A 22,494-nucleotide genomic window follows, 5' to 3' on the forward strand; every position below is an offset into this window, starting at 1 on the left:
GCGTTATTATTTTCACTTTTAAAAAAGTGAAATCAAAACAGCTCAAGGCTGAATCTTTTAATAACATATGGTCACTCAGTTTCAATTGAGACTCTAATTTGTTTGCCTCGCTACCTAAGTAGCTTGGCTGTTAGAACTCAATCTGTACGAGTGCCCACACAGATGATTGCTTTATATTGTTAAAGAACGCTTGAGTCGCTTTAGCGACTCAAGGGATGCGAATAATACACCCTTTATTTTTCGAGTCAACACTTTGTTTTAAACTTTCTTTTTGGAAGATTTAAAACCGAAGTTTTATTTAACTCTCTAAGTAGTTGCTGCCTCGCTATGCGTTGGCGTTTCCCGTCTCAGTGGGGTCGCATTATAGGGAGCGGCGGATTTTACGCAAGCGTTATTTGCATAAAATAGTAATTAAAATTAAGCCCCAAGCAAGCACACATGATAAGCACAAGTTACCCACAAAACCCTGTTGATAACTCTTATTTTTACATAGCTAAACCATACTAAAGCTTTTAATTAAAACCCTAAAAATACAAAAAGCACCTTATATAGGTGCTTCTCAAAAGTAATAGTTATTAGAATCTAGGGTCTGTTTATCTTTCAAGGTTAAATTTGCAGCAGCCTGTTTGGTATTCAGGCAAGGCAGAGCCTATGTAGTGTGGTTACTCCCCATAAATAGGCGATAACGTAGCATTAATGCCAAACAGGCGCTGCCTAAAGGGTTCTTCCTAGGGGCTATTTACTCTTTGTTACTCGGTTTTTACTTAGCCCACTAGGTTACAAATCTCGCGCCGCGATTAAACACCCCCTAGTTTGAACAAATTTTAATCCGCAAAGAGCAACAGATGTATGGACTCCCACTTCCCTCAGGAGTAACGTAATAAGCGACCAAACTTTTACCAAGGAGCCCATACATGTTTGATTGTAATGTAATCGCAATTGATTTAGCAAAAAATTTATTCCAGGTCTGCAAAACAGATAAAAATGGAAACGTTATTTATAACAAAGCAATCACAAGAGCTAAACTTAAAGAGTTGTTAATTAAAGAGAAGCAATCTTTAGTTGCTATGGAGTCGTGTGGCGGAACACATTATTGGGCACGCTTTGCTAAACAAGCTGGTCATCAAGTAAAAGCAATTAATGCACGACAAGTAAAAGCATTTCGTCAAGGACAAAAAACAGATGCTAATGATGCACTGGCTATTTCTGTTGCCGCTCGTCAGCCTCATATTAAAGAAAGCCGATTACTTTCAGTGCAGGACCAATGCCTGCAAGGCATTGAATGTATGCGTGATTTATTGGTCAAACAAAAAGTAAGTTTAAGTAATCAACTCAGAGGCTTGCTTTTGGAGTTAGGGTACCCAATAGCTCAAGGTGATACCCCATTAATTCACGCTATACCAGAGATACTAGAAGACGCAGAAAATAGTTTAACATCCTCATTTCGCTTTTCAATTCACCTCCTTTTTCAACGCTTTAAGGAGACAATTGAAGAAGCAAAGCTGATTGAAAAACAACTGCATGAAATAGTTAAAGAAGATAAAGCCTGCAATCGCTTACAAGCCTTAGAGGGAGTCGGCCCAGTCTGTGCAATCTTGATAAAAATAGCGCTAGGTAATGCGACACATTTCAAAAGTGGTCGAGAAGCCGCCGCTTGCTTTGGTCTAACACCTGTACAACATAGCAGTGGTGGTAAAGAAAAAATAGGCTCGATATCTAAAGTGATAGGAAATAAGAAGCTGCGAAGTGCTTTGTTTAAAGGTGCATTAGCTGTTGTTTCCCAACTAGAAAAAAGAGAAAGTCGCAGTGAAAAAGATGTATGGTTAAAAGCATTAACCGCGCGTCGAGGAAAGAAAGTCGCAGCAATTGCTTTAGCGAATAAAACGATAAGAACGGCTTTTGCAATGCAAAAGCATAATAAAGAATACCAGCCACAATTACTTGCGGCTTAAAATTTGTCAATAAGAGCGCTTAAAATAGGTAAGACCAACCTTCAATAGACTGTTAGGGTCTGAAGTTTCATAAACTGCTCAACAGAATAGTCATGAAGGTGCGAATACATAAGAGGCCAGAGGTAGCCCCTCATTTGAGCCCGTATATAAGCTAGCATCTAAATTTATTTTAACTTTTTCTTTTTGACATTTACGGGGAGTCCATATAAGACCCTAGTATAAAATACTATATAACTTGCGACGATACTTAGCTGCGAGTGCGTCGCCATCAGGTAAAGAGGCAATAATGGCTAAAAAGCTTGGTTTTGCTTCGTTGAAGTTCAGATCTTTTTGTAGAACTGTAAACAGTACATCCAATGCTTCTTCTTTTCTGCCTGCTTCATTAAGTAAAATACTGAGCTCTTCTTTTAATTCTAAGTCATTTGGATACTTTTCTACTTGTTGTTGCTTTTCTTTAATCTCTGGTGAATCTTTTGCTTCAAGCGCGGCCTCGCATTTTGCTTTAATATTATTAAAGTAAGCATCTTGCTCTTGTGCATCTATTGTATTTATAAGTGCTTGCGCTTCATCTACCTTGTGAATTTGAATACATATGTCTGCTAGCACTAACTTGATACGTGCATTACCGCTGTCTATTTCATAAGCTTGCTTTGCATAATTAAATGCAGCATTTAAATCTGACTTTAATAACGCTTGCTTTGCTTGTTCTAACAGTAAGTCTTGTTGCGCAGGTAAATGCTTTGCTAGGGCTTCGCGTATTTGTGCTTCGCTTTGAACACCTGCAAGTAAATCTACTGGTGCGGAGTCTTTTAATAATACAAGCGTAGGCAGTGTTTGCAGACCAACTTGTTGCGCAAGTTGAGAAGCGAGTGCTTGTTCTGCATCGCAATCTAGGTTTGCTACTACTATATAGCTTGCATATTCTGCTGCTACTTTATCTAAAATTGCAGCCTGTCCGATGCAGTCAGAACTTTGAGGAGAGAAAAAGTTAAGCAACACCAATTTTTGTTGTGATGTTTCACCGAGTACTTGTTGAAGGTTTTGCGCATTAATACTAACTATGTTGCTCATTGAATTGATTGCCATATTCGTCTATTTAGGTTTTTATATGGTGGTGAACATAATAATTACAAGTCATATACCTAAATCACTCGGTATACATATTCAACAATAAGGGAAAATATGAAATTAACTTACCTAAGTGCAATACTTTTATTAGCAAGCCCATTAGTACAAGCAAATGGACTCGATTTGAATTTAAGCAAAGCCATGCCAGCTATTGAAAAGTTTTACCTCGACTTACACCAATCCCCAGAGCTTTCTTATCACGAACAAAAAACAGGTAAAAAGATAGCAGATAGATTAACTCAGCTGGGTTTTAAAGTAGCAAGTAATGTAGGTGGCTTTGGTGTAGTTGGTATTTATAAAAATGGTGAGGGGCCGACAGTAATGATCCGCACTGATACTGATGGCTTACCTATTATTGAGCAAACAGGAAAATCCTATGCCTCAAAAGTCAAAGTAATAGACGAGCACGGTGCAAAAGTAGGTGTAATGCACGGCTGTGGCCACGATATCCACATGAGCTCTTTTATTGGAACTGCAGAGCAGTTAATTGCTCATAAAAAACAGTGGCAAGGTACATTAATGATGGTTGCACAGCCTGCAGAAGAAGTAGGTGGGGGTGCTAAAGCGATGTTAAGCGAAGGACTATTTAGTAAATATGCAAAACCTGATCATATAATTGCTTTACATGTAAGCGCTAGCGTCCCCGCTGGTAAGGTATCAATGAAAAATGAATACACGATGGCAAGTGTAGATTCTGTCGATATTACAATTAAAGGTAAAGGTGGCCATGGTGCTTATCCGCATACAACTATAGACCCTGTGATTATAGCTGCACGCACTGTACTTGCTTTGCAAACAATCACAAGCCGAGAGCTTTCACCGCTTGAGCCTTCTGTTATTACAGTGGGGTCTATTCATGGTGGTTCAAAACATAATGTGATTTCGGATGAAGTAAAACTACAACTCACTCTTAGAAGCTATAACCCCGATGTAAGAAGCGCTCAAATAGCTGCAATCAAACGTATTACAGCTGGGATAGCACAAAGCGCTGGATTGGATAAATCAAACTACCCTGTAGTATATGTACATGAAGATGAATCTATTCCATCTACTTATAATAACCCTGCACAAACAGACATTGTTAGAAATTCTATTGCCAGCGCAATTGGCGATACTAATGTACTTGAAACACAAGCTGTAATGGCGGGTGAAGATTTTGGCCTATACGGGCGCACCGATGAAAATATCTCTATCACCCTCTTTTGGCTAGGAGGCGTAAACCAAGCACAATATGCAGATTCAATAAAAACAGGTGAGGTACTCCCTTCTCTACACTCTAGTAAATTTGCACCAGATTATAAAGTTGCTATTCCTACTGGAATAAAAGCAATGAGTAACGCTGCTGTTGCTTTATTTAATAAGTAACCTGAATTCTGGATAATAAATCTATCTCAAACAGAGTTCAGGTTAAGTAATATCGTTTAATAAAATAGCTCTGTTGCTAACTAGCAACAGAGCTATTTTTATAACTCGACTTTTTAAAGGTCGCTTTTCCACCTCGTTTAGCAAAACGTTTTTTAGGTGAGGTTTTTGGTAACTTCGCAAATGCATTGCTATCGCAGTTTGCTGCTAATTGAACAAACCCATTTAGGTCAGCAAGTAAAGGCTGTAAAAATTGCTGATAACTCATTGCCTGCTGTGCAATATCACCTAAGCTCGACTCCCACTTTGCGGTTAAATCAGGACTCGCTAAACCTTGTGGTAATACGCTAATAAGAGCAAGTCCCGTTTCGGTCGCTCTAATTGACTTACCTTCACGTTTTAAAAAACGCCGCTTAAATAGCAACTCGATTATTCCCGCACGTGTTGCCTCCGTACCTAAACCATCAGTGTCTTTTAATACTTTTTTAATTTGTGGATCTTTAACATAACGGCTAATGCCCGTCATCGCAGCCAATAATGTGGCATCGGTAAAATAAGCTGGGGGTGATGTATGCTTTTCGACTACTTCGCCTTTATCGCAAAAAAGAGGCATACCTTTTGTTAAAGGAGGTAGCGAGGCTACATCTTTTAATTCAGATTTACCCATTAACACCTTAAAACCCAAGCTTACATCTTGCTTTGCATTTGCCTTAAAAAGCCCACCAGCAATAATTACCTCAGCTTTAGTTTCGTTATATATATAGTCGGGATAAAACTGAATTAAGTAATGACGGCTTATTAATTGATATACCTTTGCTTCGTCACCGCTCAAACTCGCTGACTTTAACTGCTTAGCCGTAGGCACAATGGCATGATGGGCTGCTACTTTTGAATCGTTAAAACATTTACTACGCTTTTTTACATCAGCCCCGTTTACTAATTCACTGCTTTGCCCCCCATTTGCACTTATTGCCTTTAAAATAGCAGATGCTTCTTGATGGTGATCTTTAGGTAAATAACGATTATCTGAGCGTGGGTAAGTTATTAGTTTATGACGTTCGTAAAGTATTTGGCAAATATCCAATACTTTTTGAGCTGGCATACCAAATGCTTTAGCGGCATCTATTTGCAGAGCAGATAAATTATAAGGTAATGGAGCACTTTGCTTTTTTTGTTTTTGGTCGAGTGAAGTAAGCTCAGCACTTTGCCGTGTAATACGTGAAGCAACATTTTCTGCAAGAGCTTTGTTAAGTATTCGCCCTTCTTCATCTTGATGTGGCTCACATGCTTTGCTTGGAACCCACTTAGCTATGAATGGTTGATTATCTGGAGTAAGCAAATGCGCCAATACATCGTAAAAAGGCTTAGATACAAAGTGTGCTATTTCGTTATCTCTATTAACAACAAGACCTAAAATAGGGGTTTGTACTCGCCCTACCGAAAGCACATTACCAAACCCTGCTTTTTGCCCAGCTAGTGTGTATGCACGTGTTAAATTCATACCAAATAGCCAATCAGCACGAGAGCGCGCTAAAGCAGATACACTTAACGGAATAAAATCTCGATTAGAACGCATTGTGCCCAATGATTTCTTTACCGCCGATAAGTTTAAATCACTAATGAGTAAACGTTGCGTACTTTGCTTTTTAGCCTGACTTATTTTAGCTTCTTCTATTACTTGGTCGACCAGAAGCTGGCCTTCACGGTCTGGATCGCCAGCGTGAATAAGTTGCGAGGCTTGTTTAATTAATTTTTTTAAAACAGTGAGCTGTTTGCGAGTTTTGGTTTTGGCTTTTAATTTCCACTGCTCAGGTATTATAGGCAAGTGATCAAACTGCCACTTTTTAAAGCGCTCATCATAATCATCGGGCTCTGCTTGTTCTAGTAAATGCCCTATACACCACGAGACACAATCTCCGTTGGCGACTTCTATATAGCCATCGTGTTTTTTATGTGGTTTTGGTAACGCATCAGCAATAGCGCGTCCAAGTGAAGGTTTTTCTGCAATGTAGAGTTTCATAGCTTGCTCACCACTGTTCATATAAACAGTAGTTTAGCACAGCTATTTTAAAGGAGGGGCTTTTTTATGATTATTACCAGTTACTGTCTTATTATTTTTAATTACAATATAAATTAGCGGAAGATAACACACCACTACGGTGAGCGTATTAATTAAAGGTAAAAGCGTTTTATACATTAGCGTGCTATAAGATAAATCCCAAAGGTGGCGATCAACAACGCGAAAAAGTTGTAAAATTGGTGCCATTATAACAACCAACTGACCTAACACACATTGCCATAAATAAACTTTATCTTTTATCCCAAGATAGGCAATTAAAGCCATCCAAGCTATGTCATTAAACGCCCAGACAAGATATCTATATATATAAATATCTTTATCAAACTCTTTTAAAGAATCGTATATAAGTGCACCAAATAAGAAAAATACACCTGTGACACATACAAATCGTAATGCTAAAAAATCTTTACGCAAATAGAAAACAACAATAGCTGGGATTAAAAATAAAACCCAGCTAAGTTCAAGAAATGTAATTACCTTATCAACCCATAAAGGCATTGTTATTCTTTCGTCTTATCGTCATCTCCGCCAGTACCATTTCCAGGCATATCGCTATACTTATATTTTTTATTCACGGGAATTCCATTACATATGTTAAGGAAATGTACTGTAAGCTAAAATGATGAAATTGCCAAGATGCTTAGGCAATTAAGTACCCTAAATTAAAACAAAAAGTAGTGAGATATAATACCAAGCAATAGCTTAACGTACATCAATAGGCGCTGACTCTTTTGCTTTACCTTGTAATATAGATATTTCTACTCGGCGATTCCTGCGGCGATCTTCATTTGAATCGTTTGGAACAAGTGGACGGGTATCAGCCCGACCCACTACCATCATGCGGTTTTTATCAAACCCTTGCACCGTTTGCAGCTCGCTTGCGACTGCTACGGCACGCTTTGATGATAGGTCCCAGTTGTTAATATATAACTCATTCGACACCTGAAAATCATCAGTATGTCCAGATACTGTTATTTCACCGGGTACATCTTTTAACAGCACACCAATATCTTGAATTATAGGTTTAAACTTAGGTTGTAAAAATGCACTACCTGAAGGAAATGAACCATTCTCTCTTATGCGAATAATTATTTGCTGCCCTAAAGACTCAAGCTCAATTGCGCCATCAATTATTTGTTTTTCAAGTTGTTGTGCAATTTTTTTAACAAGCTCGTTAGTTTGTTCCTGATCGGCTGCTGAAGTTGCTTGCTCTGACGATTGCTCTTGAGAAGTACTACGAGATTCCCCACCGCGTTTATCTCCGCGTTGCTCTTGCCTGCCGCCAGCTGAGCTTTCATCACCAGCCTGAAACTCTAACATTTGTTGAGTCATTTCGACTGTTTGCTGCTGAATGGTTTCTATTGGGGTTGGCTCTGGTTTGCCTGGGGTAAACTCAATGGCAATAACAGAGGTACCTTTAGGAATATCTTTCACTTCAATTTTATTCTGCACACCAAAAGCAAACTTCATAGAGCCCGCAATTTGTTTAAACTTAAGTACATCCATTTCTGAAAACGCAAGCAAGAGTACAAAAAAGCACATTAACAGTGACATTAAATCGGCAAACGTTCCCATCCATGCTGGTAGGCCTGGTGGTGGGCATTTGCACTCTTGATCAGACATAATTACTCCTCGGTATCTACTTTACGTTTAGATTCAGCTAAGTAATTTTTCAAAATACCTTCGATTACTTTTGGGTTTTGACCATCTTGTATACCTAAAATAGCATCCAAAATTAAACGCTGATTCATAGCCTCTTCGTCTTTACGCAGTTCAAGTTTTACCTGAATAGGAATTGCCACAACATTGGCTAAAAACGCACCATATAAAGTTGTTAATAGTGCTACTGCCATTGCCGGACCAATTGCCTTAGGGTCATCCATGTTAGACAACATTGCAACCAAACCAATTAGAGTACCAATCATGCCCATTGCAGGCCCTATATCAGCTAACGACTTAAATAAACCCGCGCCCAATTCATGGCGAGTCGTGGTTAGAGAAATATCTTTTTGAAGTGTAGCGCGAACTACATCTGCGTCGTGGCCATCAACGAGCATATCGACGCCTTTGCGCATAAAGGGGTTTGGAATTTCAGCTTCTTCGAGTGCTAAAAAACCGCCTTTACGAGCTGAATCCGCAAGCTCTACTGCTTTTTCGATAAGTATTTCTGGCGTCTCGATTTTAAACATAAACGCTTTGGCAACAACTTTACCTATCCCCAAAAATTGCGACATGGTGAAGTTTGATAAAACAATAAAGAGTGAACCACCAAATACAATAACCACAGACGGGGTATTGTAAAACATAGCCATTTCACCGCTACTACTCATAAACATAGACATGACAATTAAGCCAATTGCGCCTAGGATCCCGATTATGGTTGCTAAATCCACATTTCCTCCAGAAGTTTCATGCTTAATGGCCTTATCATAAATTTTTATTATTAACTGCTTATCGGCAACATATTGAATTGCTTAAGCCATTTTTATAAATAAACATAAAAAGCAGCCTTTAGCACTATTTTAGATCAAGTTATAAGGGCTACCTAATTATCAATTGATTTATTAAACCAACAGACCGCTATTAAGGCTTTATTAATGCACTTGAAATATAATTTAACGTTATAAAGGTAAAAAACCCATATCATCCTTTGACCTAGTTTAGCATTCCCCCTAAAATTGACCCCTAAATTTATTATGTAAGCTGAAATAAAGATGGCGACTAAAAAACCTGAAAACTTAAGTTTCGAACAAGCACTAGAAGAATTATCTACAATCGTTAGTGACATGGAACAAGGTGACTTATCGCTTGAGCAATCGTTAAAGCAATTTGAGCGTGGAATTGCATTAGCAAGTGCTTCATCTGGGAAATTACAGCAAGCAGAACAAAAAGTATCAATTTTGATGGGAAATGGCGAAAAGTCAGTACTTACAAATTTTGATAATGATATGGAATAGCTGTGAGCATAAAAAATCATATTGAACGTGCTCAAAAAGATGTAGTAGCGACCTTACAACAGCATTTTAAACAACCTCTCGATACAGAAGAAGCTGTAAAGAACGCCACCCAGTATGGATTATTTAATGGCGGTAAAAGATTACGTCCATTTTTAGTCTATGCCACAGGTAAAATGCTTGGCGCAAACCAGCAAGACTTAAATGTACTTGCTGCTGCAATTGAGTGCATTCATAGCTATTCGTTAGTTCATGATGACTTACCAGCTATGGACGATGACGACTTACGCCGTGGGCGCCCTACTTGCCACATAGAATTTGGCGAGGCAAATGCAGTTTTAGCGGGAGATGCTCTACAAACGCTTGCCTTTGAACTTATTGCAAATCATAAATTTGAATGCTCATCGCAAGTACAAGTAAAAATGATTGCTACACTTGCCCACGCATCAGGCCTTCAGGGAATGGTTGGTGGCCAAGGCCTTGATATAGCAGCAACTGATAAAGTAATTACCGTACAAGAGCTGGAGCGAATACATAAACTAAAAACCGGGGCTCTAATTAATTGCGCAATTACACTTGGTGCACTGTGCAGTGAAAAGGCTGATCAACAAACCTTAGAAAATTTAAGCGTTTTTGGGTATGCTATAGGGCTGGCGTTTCAAGTACACGACGACATTTTAGATGTTGAAGGCGATACGGTTACTTTAGGTAAACCACAAGGCTCCGATATTGCCGCGAATAAAGCGACATATCCGGCGTTATTAGGTATGCTAGGCGCTAAAGAAAAGGCGCAAAATTTAATACAACAAGCCCATGAAGCGTTGGCTAATATAGATGCTGACACAACACTTCTTGCGTCGCTAGCAAATTACCTAATTGAGCGTGACCACTAATTTTTGCTCATACGTATTGCAATTAGCACTGACATTATTACTCAACATTAATTATTCGTAAAAGCTTTGGATTAATTAATGTTAGCGAAGGATATATATAAAACCATGACACTTGATAGTAGCAAGTATCCATTACTTAATTTGGTTGACGAGCCAGCCCAATTGCGTGATTTAGCGCAAGACAAACTCCCTGCATTTAGCAATGAGCTGCGCGATTATTTACTCAACTCAGTATCGCAAAGTAGCGGTCATCTAGCGTCTGGTTTAGGGACGGTTGAACTAACCGTTGCGCTGCATTATGTTTATAACACTCCAGACGATCGTCTAGTTTGGGATGTGGGTCATCAAGCTTATCCACACAAAATCCTTACAGGTCGTCGCGACCAAATGCACACTATTCGTCAAAAAGACGGTTTACACCCTTTTCCATTTCGCGATGAAAGTCAATACGATACGTTTAGCGTAGGCCATTCAAGCACATCTATTTCAGCTGCTTTAGGCATGTCTATTGCCGCACAAAAAGAAGGTAAAGGTCGAAAGTCTGTTGCCATTATTGGCGACGGGGCTATAACCGCAGGCATGGCATTTGAAGCGATGAATCATTTAGGTGATGTTAAATCAGACATGCTTATTATTTTAAATGATAACGAAATGTCGATTTCTGAAAATGTTGGCGCATTAACAAATCACTTTGCCCGAATTCTATCAGGTAGCTTTTATACTAACATTCGTGAAGGCAGTAAAAAGTTACTCTCAGGTGTGCCTCCGGTAAAACAACTTGCCAGTAAAATGGAAGAGCACATTAAGGGCATGATGATCCCGGGAACCTTCTTTGAAGAATTAGGCCTAAATTACATAGGCCCAATTGATGGTCACGATGTAAACATGCTTGTAGATACATTACGTAATATGCGTAATTTAAAAGGCCCACAGCTTTTACATATAAAAACGCAAAAAGGTAAGGGCTATAAACCGGCTGAAGCCGATCCTATTGGCTACCATGGTGTACCAAAATTCGATCCAAGCACAACTAGCCTGCCTAAATCTAAACCTAGCGCAGCTACTTTTTCAAAAGTTTTTGGCGATTGGTTATGCGACATGGCAAAGCAAGACAGTAAGTTAATGGCTATTACGCCAGCAATGCGCGAAGGCTCTGGCATGGTACGTTTTTCTAAAGAGTTTCCAGATCAATACTTTGATGTGGCCATTGCAGAGCAGCATGCTGTTACTTTAGCGGCTGGTTTTGCTTGTGAAGGTTTAAAACCTGTTGTTGCTATTTACTCGAGCTTTTTACAACGTGCGTATGACCAATTAATACATGATGTTGCACTGCAAAACTTACCTGTATTATTTGCCATTGACCGCGCTGGTATTGTTGGAGCCGATGGTGAAACTCACCAAGGTGCGTACGATTTAAGCTTTATGCGCTGTATTCCAAATATGGTAATTATGGCACCAAGCGACACCAACGAATGCCGCCAAATGCTATACACCGGTTATAAAGCAAACTGCCCTGTTGCAGTGCGTTACCCTCGGGGTAGTGCAGGTACTGCAGACATTGAAAGCACTATGCAACTGCTTGAAATAGGTAGGGCAGATACAATTAAGAAAGGCAGTAAAATTGCCATTTTATCGTTCGGTACATTACTTGAAAACGCACAGCTTGCTGCAAATGAATTAGATGCAACGCTTGTTAATATGCGTTTTATTAAACCTCTTGATACTGCACTTTTAAATGAGCTTGTAACTAGCCACGATGTAATTGTAACCCTTGAAGATAATGCGATTGCTGGCGGTGCTGGCTCTGCAGTTAACGAATACTTAGCAACACTAAAGGCTAATATTAATATTCTTAACTTAGGTATTCCTGATGAGTTTATTAAACACGGCACACAAGATGAAATGCACGATGAAATGGGATTAGGTGAGCAAGGAATATTAACCGCTATTAAAGCGTTTATTAATTAATTTCCTATACATCTAAAGTAGAGCACATTAAAAAAGGAGCCTAGGCTCTAATGCCAGTCAGTTAAGCTGACTGGCATTTTTCTTTTTATGGGGATACTTAGATGGTTTTGGCTTAACCCATCGGGGATATCTTCTATCCTCTCGTCTAGCTGGAAGCTTAAATAAGACCAGTGTATCGAGTAAGTGCTGCCAGTGTATTGGAATGTTCCCTGGGCTCATTATAGATACTGACGAGAAATACTGAATGACAGCCATCGAACTGCTAGAGAAACTAAGCTGGTTAGGCCATATCCCTGTGACTGTCGCCGCCATCGTCATTATTCTTCGTATTAAATTATAGGCGAGTAACACGGCCCATAGCTCCTGACGCACCATGTCTGGACGCTTACTTCTTAAATGGTATGCGCTATCAAGCATGGTTTGTTTGATTTCTCTAAACCCAAGTTCTATCTCCCAACGATGACAATATAATTCAACAATTTCATTACCTGGATAACGCAATCTATCCGTCATCGAGGTTAATATACGGTAGCTTTTGCCCTTTATTGTTTTGCTGATTAATCTCGCTTTAATCGTTTCAGGAACATCGGGAAAGTTTTTTTGTGCATGCTTTGTAGTTTTCAATTCAATGATATGATCATTTTTACCCGCGCTGGAGATGATTTCATACTGTAAGTCGGGCCTTGCTGGTATCAGCCAGTGCCTCATCTCCCCAGTTTGATGCCAACGGTTTAACAGGCCTAAAGAATAATATCCTTTATCAAACATAGTCAGTGAATTATCTGGTGTACGTTCAATTAAACGCTCAGCTAATTTCATCTCGTTGGTTTTATAGTTATCAAACTCGCTACTGAGAAGTTGATGGCTGGTCAATTCCATATGACAGACCCTGCGTATTTGAGGAAAGGCTGTATCACCGTATTGGTTGCTACCTGAAGAGAAGGCTTTACGATTATCAGGCGTGTCGGCTGTTCGCCACACAACACCGTCAACAGCTAATAGGTTCAAACCATTCCATGTTTCGAATGACTGTTGCTTATACATTGATTGAGCAGATTTATTGAAAACGTGTTTAACGGAATCATCACCTAACCTTTGTCTCGCCTGTACCATCGCACTTGGAGCAACGAGTGGGTTCTTGCCAGGTAACATGATATCTAGCTTATTAGCGATATTCCAAACTGATTCTTTTCGAAACAATGCCATGCCAATAACTGACCACAAAACGGCTTCAAGCGGTAATCTTCGCTTACGAACGGTTGCAATCCCTGCTTGTTGAAAACCTTGTTCAATGATTTCAGGGTCAAGAATTTCTGATAATTTTTCAAAGGTATGGTATCGGCTGCTTTCTTCAAGTGTTGCTTGCAGTGCTTGTTCTATATTCACAAAAAAATCCGTAGTTAGTTTCCTAACTACGGATTTTGCATGATCGTTTGGATCGGTCAACCGGTCATTTTCTTAACTGATCGGCATTAGCCTAGGCTCCTTTTTTAATATCAATATTGCTGATCAGCGCATCCACACTTTAATATCAGCTAAGCCATTGCTTTGCAAAATACCTAACTGCTGATCAACATTAGAGTTTTGTTCAAACTCAAATGCATCGAGCTGATAATCAAACGTAATATTAGCCACACCATCACCACCGCGCTTTTTAACTTGATGCAGTGCTATATCGGCCAAGTTAATAGAGGTTTCCCAGCTAATTACCTGTCCGCCTAATAAAGGTAATGGATAAAATGACCAACCAATTGATGCCGTGATATTAGTTGTTTTTCCATTTGGTAATTGGAACGAATTAGCCGCTATTACTTTACAAAGTTCTGAAGCATAGCTATCTATTTTATTGCATTTAAAATCGCGTAATAATAATAAAAACTCATCTCCACTCCAACGTGCCACATAGTCAGAACCCTGCGTACGCGAATTTAACAATGCAGCCATTTGCTGTAAGCAGCTATCACCTGCAATTGGGCCATACGCATCGTTAATACGGCTGAAGTTATCAAAGTTAATAATTACCAGCACCAGTGACTTACCTTGTGCCTGCAGCGACTGTGAATTACGTTGAAAGTGCTCAATATCTTTAGGGAGTTGATCAAACAAAAAGCGGCGACTACGTAGCCCTGTTAGCTCATCTGAGTGACTCACTAATTTAAGCTGTGAATTCACTTGGCCTAATTTATCATTAGCTTGGCGAAGCTCTAAGGTACGCTCAGTGATTAAGCCCTCTAATGCTTCTTGTTTTCTGCGTTCTTGTGCTCTAAACACCCAAAAAATGAGATAAAAAAGCAAAATAAAACCACTGGTAATTAAAAGCCTAAAGTAAATTGTTTCGTCAAAGCGCTCAGGCACTACAAAACCGTATTCTACATCTTGCGCTTTAGCCCAGTCTTCACCTTGGCGCTTAGCTTCTAATTGAAACAAAAACGAGCCAGGAGGCAAGTTAGTATAAATAGCTTCACGTCGCGTATTTGCATAGCGCCAGTCACTATCTAAGCCACTTAGTTTATATCTAAATTCAATGCTGTTTGGTGCATAGTAATCAATAGCTGTGTAAGTTAGCGTTATATCACGCTCGTCTGTTTCTAATGATGGTTTTTTACCAAGCGCAGCGGTAGTTAAATGACGAAGTGGCGTTGTTATTGTCTCTATTGTTGGCTTTAATGCAAGCACGCCAAATAGCTCTACATTTTTAGGTATTTCAACAACACCTTGTAAGCTTGGGTACCAAATAGAATTTCCGGTGTCTGCTACCGCATCATGCCCGAGTCCACTACAACATTGATTCGCTTTACCATCAAGTTGACGGTCAAAAGATGAAATTACTTCTTCAACTTTTAGGCTTTTTATTTCTGTTTTAAATTGCTCTACAGGCATTCTGTAAACACCTTTCATGGTGCTTACCCAAACATGCTTTAACTTTTCATCATATTCTAGGCTAAATATAGAACCATACGGTAAACCATTAGCTGCATCGAGCTGACGCCATTGCCCTTGCGTACTTCTGTAAAAAAGCCCATCGTTAAGAGAGCCGATTAAAATACCCACGCCATCTATATGTAGCACGCTAGTTACGTATGCGCTTTCAAGTGTTGTTTGGTCGCCAATTTTTTCAATGCCACGGTCTGTAAAGTAATATGCGCCTTTACTAGTACCAATCACACCAAAGTTTGTTTTATCTAATACGTAGGTAATAAACTTACTACCTAAAAAAGCGTTATAAGCAAAAGGCGTTAAACCAGCATAATTTAATCGATATAAACCGCGTCCGGTACCAATCCAAAAGCCGCCTTTACTAGAGCGACTTATTGCAAATACCGGATTATCGCGAAGTGCTCGACCAGGGACGGTGTAAAGTGTCTTGTTTTCAAAAACAAATAAGCCGCGCCCTGTGGCTATATATAATCGCTCACCATCAAATTGTAGATCGTGTACTGATGCGTATCCATATTTACTACTTGGGACTAAATTAATAAAACTTTTATCTAAATCGAAATAACCAATACCGCTTTTATTCGCAACCCACAGTTTACCATCGGGTGCTTGGCTAATAGCCATAACAGATTCGGTCATGTTTGAAACTGCTGAATGCCTCTCTACTCGCCCTTCATGAGCAAGCCACAAGCCTTCACTAAAGCTTGCTAACCAAACGTTATTTTTATCATCTCTAAAAATATCAGCAAACCATATACTTTGATCAAGTTGGCTAGGCTCTACCCATTGCCACTCACCGGTTTTATCTCTGAATAATAAGCGTCCATAGGTCGATACCCACAAGCCACCATCGGTATCACTCATAAACTTATAAACGGCTGAGTTATTTGCATTAGGTAAAGGAAAAGGTCTTAGCTCGTCATCTAAATCTAAAAAGTATGCACCTAGCTCAGAAGCTATATACAAATTACCATTTAAAAATGATAAATCGTGCACGATAGTTTGCGCTAAGCGCTCTGGTAAAGATATTTTTGCGGTAAGCTCTAAACGTAGTTTAGAAAAATCTGATGAGTTTTTTGTAAGGCGTAATAAATGACGATCATTAACCAGCCAAATGCCTTCAGGAGAGAGTGCCATTTGGCTAACAGAGCCAACTATTTGTGTGATCACAGTAGCATTAACAATAGGTAGAGGACCATTTACTTCAGTGCGTAAATCAACTTGCCCTCTATCTACATAGTATAAGCCGTTGGCCGCAATCCATATGCTACCTTTAGAGTCCTCAAGAATATCCCTCACTGGACCTTTAATATTAAATTCTTGTGCTGCAAATGTGGCTGGGTTAATAACTACCAAGCCACTTTTAGTGCCTACCCATAACAAACCACTAGAATCGACTAAAAGCTTATTAACGCCGTTACTAGGCAAGAATGGACTATTTTGCGTGTTGTAATTTGTAAATGTTGTACCATCAAAACGGCTTAAACCAAATTGCGTACCAAGCCACATATAGCCTTGCTGATCTTGCACAACACTTTTAAGTGATTGCGACGGTAGGCCATCTTTTATATTCCATTGCTTAACTACGTAATCAGTAATTGAAGCCCAACTTGGCGTCGCGCACAACATAAGTACACAAACCAGTAAAAATCGCATCATATTGCTGCCACCTAGTTAAACAAATCAAATATAAAAATTAAAAGGACAGTAAACCCACTTTTATTAACGCTTGTAAACATATAAGCGAAAAAATACCCGCAAGTATATCATCGGCCATTATACCTAAACCGCCATGTACTCGTTTGTCTAGCATACGGATTGGGCCGGGTTTTGCTATATCAAAAAAGCGAAATAACAAAAAACCTACGAGTAATGTTTGCCAGCTAAGTGCTGCGCCAATCATAGTGATGTAATAACCCGCCACTTCATCCCATACAATAGCAGGATGATCGTGTACGCCTAAATCATCAGCCGTTTTACCGCACGCCCATATACCAAATATACTGATCACAACGGCAAATACAATTTGCAGCCATAACGGATAATACATGGTCATAAAAATGAATGGCAAGGCAGCAAACGTACCAAATGTACCGGGCGCTTTAGGGGCAAGCCCTGTCCCAAAGCCCAGACCAAAAAACTGATGTGGACGCTTTAAATTAAACTTGCGGTTATTGTTCAAACCAGCTCCTTTGCAAAGTGCTCAAAACCCTGCGGTTCAAAATCAAACTTTTCACCGTTGTGTAAAAGCTCAATTTGGCCATCGCCACTTTTAACTTGGCCAATGCATGTTGCATCTACACCATACTGGCGTAGCTTTATTTCTAACATACTTTTATTGCTATCAGGGACCGTAAAAATTAATTCGTAATCATCACCGTAACTGAGAATAAATGGCAGCTGCTGATTAAAATCAAGGCTTGCTTGCATCGCATCTGAAGTTGGAATACTTTCAATATTCACCACTGCATTTACTTGTGACATATCGAGTATATGACTTAAATCAGCGATTAAGCCGTCCGACACATCAATAGCCGATGATGCTAGGCCTCGTAATACCTGCCCTGCAGCAACACGTGGGGTTGGAAAGTCAAAGCGTTTATTTACGTACTTTAAATGCTCTGGCTCAATATTTATACCTTGCTTGCGAGACTCAATTGCAAGTCCAGCGTCACCTAGCGGACCCGTAACATAAATCCAATCACCCACTTTTGCGCCACTACGACGAAGTGCAGTACCTTCGGGTACAGTCCCTTTCGCACAAATAGTGATGGTTAATGGACCCTGAGTTGTATCGCCACCTATAATCTGCACATTAAAATATTCAGCAATTTCATGCATGCCATCAGTAAACTCTTCAATCCACTGTGGGTCAATACTTGGCAAAGTTAACGCAACTGAAACCCAAGTTGGCTCAGCGCCCATGGCCGCTAAATCACTTAAATTAACAGCAAGCGCTCTGTGACCTAATACACGAGGGGAAATATCATCAAAAAAGTGTACGCCAGCAACAAGAGTGTCTGTTGTAACGGCAAGTTGGCAGTTTTGTGGAACGGTTACTAAAGCGCAATCATCCCCTATACCTAGGTTTACATCACGACGGGTGATACCGCGACCTTTAAAGTAGCGGTTAATTAATTCAAATTCCTTCATACACAAAAAAGCCGGCCTATGCCGGCTCCCCTCTTTAACGGTTTACTTACTTGCGTAAATGCTTAACAGCTTTATCAAGTACACCGTTTACAAATTTATGGCTGTCTTCAGCGCCAAAAATTTTGGCCAGTTCAATACCTTCGTTAATAGCAACTTTATAAGGTACGTCTTCACGGAACTTAAGCTCATAGCTGCTTAAACGTAAAATTGCACGCTCAACCATATCTAAGTCATCAAACGGACGTGTTAAATGTGGTGATACAGCTTCGTCTAGTTGCTTGTAATTTACAGCAACACCCGTCGCTAGATCTTTAAAGTATTCAACATCAATTTTAGTAACGTCTGTTTCGATCAACATTTGTTGTTCGATATCGGCAATTAAATTGCCACTTATTTGCCAAGAATAAACGGCTTGGAGTGCTAAGATACGTGCTTTACGTCTTGCTGCTGGTTTCACAAAAATTCCTTAAACTTAAATTTTATCTAACACATTAACCATTTCAAGCGCGCCTAAAGCAGCTTCGCCGCCTTTATTGCCCATTTTGGTGCCAGCACGCTCAATTGCTTGTTCAATGCTTTCTGTGGTTAATACGCCAAATGCAACCGGGATATCATACTCAAGTGATACTTGCGCAAGACCTTTGTTTGATTCGCCAGCAACTAGGTCAAAGTGTGGTGTACCACCTCTGATCACTACGCCTAATGCGATGATTGCATCATACTCTTTTTTTGCCGCAACGCGTTTAGCCGCTAAAGGTAATTCTACCGCGCCTGGCACATAAATAACGGTAATGTCGTCATCTGATACGCCACCTGTGCGTTTTAGCTCATCAACAGCACCTGCAAGGAGGCTGCTACCAATAAAGTCATTAAAACGAGAAATGACAATGGCAAATTTTTTGCCTGGAGCGTACTTATTACCTTCAATAATTTTCATTTGATAACCCTAAAAATAAGTTCAAGCGGTTGCGATTGCGCAAAAATTGCTGCGCATCATACCATAAAAATAAAATAATAGCCTAGTTTAAGCGTGATGCTTATTGTGGCTCAACGTAATCAACTACTTCTAAATGAAAGCCCGAAAGTGCATGGTACTTTTTAGGGCGACTCATTAATCGCATTTGTTTAATTCCAAGATCGGCAAGTATTTGCGAACCTACGCCAACAGTACGAGATGTACCTTTGAATTTACGTGGCGTAACGCTTTCGCCAGCATCAGCTGCTGCAAATGCTTTCACAGTTGCCTCTAGCTCTTCAGTGCTTTCTTGCTTACCTAAAATAACTAAAGCACCTTCATTTTTAGCGATATAAGCCATTGCTTCTGAAAGGCCCCAGCTACGGTCAGCACTTCTGTCTGAAAGTAGAATATCGTTAAAGGTACTTTGCAAATGTACACGTACATTTGTCGGCTCTTGATCTTTTATATCGCCTTTGAGCAATACGTAATGTAATTGACCGTCAATTGTGTCTTTGTAAGTAACTAAATCAAATTCACCATGAACAGTTGGTAACATACATTTTGCCACTTGCTCAATTGTTGTTTCGTTTAAGTTGCGGTATTCGATTAAATCAGCAATGGTGCCAATTTTAATATCGTGCTCTTTCGCAAAAACTTCTAAATCAGGGCGACGTGCCATAGTGCCGTCAGCATTAAGTATTTCAACAATAACAGATGATGCTTCAAGTCCAGCTAAACGCGCTAAATCACAGCCAGCTTCAGTGTGTCCTGCGCGAGTTAATACGCCACCAGGTTGCGCCATAATAGGAAAAATATGTCCAGGCTGAACAATATCACTTGGGACTGCGCCTTTAGCTATAGCCGCTTGCACTGTACGTGCTCTGTCTGCTGCTGAAATACCGGTTGTAACACCTTTTGATGCTTCTATCGACATTGTAAAGTTAGTCGAAAATGCTGCACCATTGTTTTTAACCATTAACGGTAAATCAAGTTGCTCGCAACGCTCTTGCGTCATGGTTAAACAAATTAAACCACGGCCATGGGTAGCCATGAAATTAATCGCTTCTGCGCTAATATGCTCAGCTGCTATTATTAAATCGCCTTCATTTTCTCTATCTTCATCATCCATTAAAATAACCATTTTACCGGCTTTAATATCGTCGATGATTTCTTGCGCGCTGTGTAAATTCATAAATTTGCTCGTGTAAGTTGTCAGTTTCGTTATTTAATAAAACCCGCTTTAGCGAGTAAGCTCATCGAAATATCAGAGCCCGTTGGTTGCTCTGCACCCTTTATAAGGCGCTCTAAATAACGTGCAATTTGATCGACTTCTAAATTAACTTGAGTACCTACTTTAAAATGAGCAATTGTGGTTTGCTCACTCGTGTGTGGGACAATTGTTAATTTGAATTTATTACCCTCTACAGCGTTTACTGTCAGGCTTATACCATCAATACATACCGAACCTTTGTACGGAATGTATTTCATTAAATTTTCGTCAGTTGTAAGCCAATATTCTGTTGCTCTGGCGTTTGCTGTAATACTTGTAATCGTTGCGATACCATCAACATGGCCAGATACTAAATGACCGCCTAAACGAGAAACAGGTTGCATGGCTTTTTCAAGATTTACCGTTTGTCCTAAAGCATAGTGAGCAAAACCGGTCAAACTAATCGTCTCATTAGATAAATCCGCACTAAAACCATCAATATGTTTATCAACTACAGTTAAGCAAACACCATTAGTTGCAATGCTGTCACCTAACTTTACGTCTGTCATATCAAGATCAGCACTTTGGATACGAATGGCTAAGTCGCCTTGTTTTTTTTGTAATAAAGCAATTTTGCCTGTGGCTTCTATTATCCCAGTAAACATAGCACTACTCTTTTTATTAAGTGATTTTAATGAGTTTTGACGCGGTGATACGTAAATCGTCACCAATGCGCGCACATTCATTAAATGTTAAATCAACGGTGTTTTGCATACTCGTCAATTCAGGAAAATTAACTAAACTTTTTGCATCATGGCCCATTAGTTTAGGCGCTAAATAAAAAACAAACTCGTCAACTAAATTAAGCTCTGTCATTTTACCAGCAAGTGTTGCGCCAGCTTCAAGCCAAACATTATTAAACTGCAGTTGCCCAAGTTTTTCTAAAACGGCTTGTAAATCAACTTTACCGTTACTTTCACTGACTTCAATATGCTTTACAAAATGCGGCCATTGCAATGATTTATCAACCTTAGTCGTAAATATTATTACATCACTTTGGATTTCAAATAAAGCAAGGTCAGGTGTTAAACGGTTTTGAGAGTCAATTATAACACGCACGGGCTGGCGAAGCGGCAAATCAGTAGGCAGTGTGCAAGGCAGCTCACTTAGTCGCACATTAAGTTTAGCATCATCGACTAACACTGTATCGGCACCGGTTAAAATAGCGCAGCTTTTCGCTCGGTATAATTGTACGTCTTGTCGAGCAGCAGGGCTTGTGATCCACTTACTTTGCCCATTTTTAAGCGCTGTTTTACCATCAATACTCGCTGCCATTTTGCAAATCACATAAGGTAGGCCTTGCTCCATACGCTTAAAAAAGCCAACGTTAAGTGCGCGAGCTTGTGATCCGAGTAACCCGTAAGCAACGTCAATACCCGCGTCGCTCAGTATTTTAAGGCCTTTGCCAGCAACTTGTGGATTTGTATCAACCATAGCAGCAATTACTTTTACCACACCGGCAGCTTTTAAGCCTTCGGCGCACGGTGGCGTACGGCCATAATGACTACACGGTTCAAGCGTTACATAAGCCGTTGCACCTTGTGCATTTTTTCCAGCGACAGCCAGTGCATTTACTTCAGCATGGCCTTGACCTGCTAATTGATGAAAACCCTCACCAATTATTTGATTATTTTTAACTAATACACAGCCAACATTAGGGTTAGGTGTGGTAGTAAACCGACCTTTTTTGGCAAGTTCTATGGCGCGTGCCATATACATTTCATCATGTTCAGTAAAAGTAATTTGGTTAAGCATTTATTATACCAATTGCGTTAAATAAGTGGTCCATTATAGCGCTAAGAAAATAGCGCAATAACAAGGCGAAAATTATGACATATA

Annotated in this window: 19 protein-coding genes; 5 read left to right on the top strand and 14 right to left on the bottom strand. The window is 39.7% G+C overall.

Annotated elements, in window-relative coordinates; all coding sequences use genetic code 11:
• Window positions 1-914: 914 nt before the first annotated feature.
• Entirely contained in the window at window positions 915-1,952 is a 1,038-nt protein-coding gene (locus RB214_RS13095; RefSeq protein ID WP_309167389.1) for an IS110 family transposase, read from the top strand.
• A 213-nt stretch (window positions 1,953-2,165) separates the two neighbouring features.
• On the opposite strand, the gene RB214_RS13100 is transcribed toward RB214_RS13095, so the two are convergent.
• Entirely contained in the window at window positions 2,166-3,023 is an 858-nt protein-coding gene (locus RB214_RS13100; protein WP_309167391.1) for a tetratricopeptide repeat protein, read from the bottom strand.
• A 111-nt stretch (window positions 3,024-3,134) separates the two neighbouring features.
• Here RB214_RS13100 and RB214_RS13105 point away from each other — a divergent pair, with 111 nt between their 5' ends.
• Window positions 3,135-4,445, top strand: a complete 1,311-nt coding sequence (locus RB214_RS13105) for an amidohydrolase (RefSeq protein WP_309167392.1) — start codon at window positions 3,135-3,137, stop codon at window positions 4,443-4,445.
• Window positions 4,446-4,521: 76 nt separating this feature from the next.
• On the opposite strand, the gene RB214_RS13110 is transcribed toward RB214_RS13105, so the two are convergent.
• The 4 genes from RB214_RS13110 to pomA all read right to left on the bottom strand — a co-directional run bounded on the left by RB214_RS13110 (window position 4,522) and on the right by pomA (window position 8,915).
• Window positions 4,522-6,462: a DNA topoisomerase III gene (locus tag RB214_RS13110; protein ID WP_309167393.1), complete on the bottom strand. Its 1,941-nt coding sequence runs from the start codon at window positions 6,460-6,462 to the stop codon at window positions 4,522-4,524.
• A gap of 42 nt (window positions 6,463-6,504) precedes the next feature.
• Entirely contained in the window at window positions 6,505-7,020 is a 516-nt protein-coding gene (locus RB214_RS13115) for a hypothetical protein (RefSeq protein ID WP_024603830.1), read from the bottom strand.
• Window positions 7,021-7,224: 204 nt separating this feature from the next.
• Window positions 7,225-8,145, bottom strand: a complete 921-nt coding sequence (locus tag RB214_RS13120) for a flagellar motor protein MotB (protein WP_309167395.1) — start codon at window positions 8,143-8,145, stop codon at window positions 7,225-7,227.
• Between the two features lie 2 nt (window positions 8,146-8,147).
• Window positions 8,148-8,915 (bottom strand): flagellar motor protein PomA, encoded by a 768-nt coding sequence (pomA, locus tag RB214_RS13125; protein ID WP_007587114.1) that lies wholly within the window; start codon window positions 8,913-8,915, stop codon window positions 8,148-8,150.
• 321 nt (window positions 8,916-9,236) lie between these two features.
• On the opposite strand from pomA, the gene RB214_RS13130 reads away from it, so the two are divergent.
• The 3 genes from RB214_RS13130 (at window position 9,237) to dxs (ending at window position 12,337) form a co-directional block, all read left to right on the top strand.
• Window positions 9,237-9,479: an exodeoxyribonuclease VII small subunit gene (locus tag RB214_RS13130; protein WP_002961738.1), complete on the top strand. Its 243-nt coding sequence runs from the start codon at window positions 9,237-9,239 to the stop codon at window positions 9,477-9,479.
• 2 nt (window positions 9,480-9,481) lie between these two features.
• Entirely contained in the window at window positions 9,482-10,369 is an 888-nt protein-coding gene (ispA, locus tag RB214_RS13135; protein WP_309167400.1) for a (2E,6E)-farnesyl diphosphate synthase, read from the top strand.
• 105 nt (window positions 10,370-10,474) lie between these two features.
• On the top strand, window positions 10,475-12,337 hold the full coding sequence (gene dxs / locus RB214_RS13140) for a 1-deoxy-D-xylulose-5-phosphate synthase (RefSeq protein WP_309167402.1): 1,863 nt from the start codon (window positions 10,475-10,477) through the stop codon (window positions 12,335-12,337).
• A 57-nt stretch (window positions 12,338-12,394) separates the two neighbouring features.
• On the opposite strand, the gene RB214_RS13145 is transcribed toward dxs, so the two are convergent.
• The 9 genes from RB214_RS13145 to ribD all read right to left on the bottom strand — a co-directional run bounded on the left by RB214_RS13145 (window position 12,395) and on the right by ribD (window position 22,410).
• Complete coding sequence (locus RB214_RS13145) at window positions 12,395-13,723, bottom strand: IS4 family transposase (RefSeq protein WP_375144324.1); 1,329 nt, start codon at window positions 13,721-13,723, stop codon at window positions 12,395-12,397.
• 123 nt (window positions 13,724-13,846) lie between these two features.
• A complete protein-coding gene (locus RB214_RS13150) occupies window positions 13,847-16,933 on the bottom strand; it encodes a diguanylate cyclase domain-containing protein (RefSeq protein ID WP_309167404.1) in 3,087 nt (1,028 codons plus the stop codon).
• Window positions 16,934-16,970: 37 nt separating this feature from the next.
• Entirely contained in the window at window positions 16,971-17,456 is a 486-nt protein-coding gene (locus tag RB214_RS13155; protein WP_024603848.1) for a phosphatidylglycerophosphatase A, read from the bottom strand.
• A complete protein-coding gene (gene thiL, locus RB214_RS13160; RefSeq protein WP_309167406.1) occupies window positions 17,453-18,427 on the bottom strand; it encodes a thiamine-phosphate kinase in 975 nt (324 codons plus the stop codon). Before thiL ends, RB214_RS13155 begins: the two co-directional genes overlap by 4 nt.
• A gap of 46 nt (window positions 18,428-18,473) precedes the next feature.
• Window positions 18,474-18,884 (bottom strand): transcription antitermination factor NusB, encoded by a 411-nt coding sequence (nusB, locus tag RB214_RS13165; RefSeq protein WP_002961751.1) that lies wholly within the window; start codon window positions 18,882-18,884, stop codon window positions 18,474-18,476.
• 15 nt (window positions 18,885-18,899) lie between these two features.
• Complete coding sequence (gene ribE / locus RB214_RS13170) at window positions 18,900-19,364, bottom strand: 6,7-dimethyl-8-ribityllumazine synthase (RefSeq protein ID WP_002961753.1); 465 nt, start codon at window positions 19,362-19,364, stop codon at window positions 18,900-18,902.
• Between the two features lie 100 nt (window positions 19,365-19,464).
• Window positions 19,465-20,577 carry a bifunctional 3,4-dihydroxy-2-butanone-4-phosphate synthase/GTP cyclohydrolase II gene (ribBA, locus tag RB214_RS13175; RefSeq protein ID WP_309167409.1) on the bottom strand — a complete coding sequence of 371 codons (1,113 nt, stop codon included), beginning with the start codon at window positions 20,575-20,577 and terminating at the stop codon, window positions 19,465-19,467.
• 29 nt (window positions 20,578-20,606) lie between these two features.
• Window positions 20,607-21,260: a riboflavin synthase gene (locus RB214_RS13180; RefSeq protein WP_002961757.1), complete on the bottom strand. Its 654-nt coding sequence runs from the start codon at window positions 21,258-21,260 to the stop codon at window positions 20,607-20,609.
• A gap of 16 nt (window positions 21,261-21,276) precedes the next feature.
• Window positions 21,277-22,410, bottom strand: a complete 1,134-nt coding sequence (gene ribD / locus RB214_RS13185; RefSeq protein ID WP_309167411.1) for a bifunctional diaminohydroxyphosphoribosylaminopyrimidine deaminase/5-amino-6-(5-phosphoribosylamino)uracil reductase RibD — start codon at window positions 22,408-22,410, stop codon at window positions 21,277-21,279.
• Between the last annotated feature and the right edge of the window lie 84 nt (window positions 22,411-22,494).

Source organism: Pseudoalteromonas sp. HL-AS1 (assembly GCF_031198785.1).
Taxonomy (GTDB): Bacteria; Pseudomonadota; Gammaproteobacteria; order Enterobacterales; family Alteromonadaceae; genus Pseudoalteromonas; species Pseudoalteromonas distincta.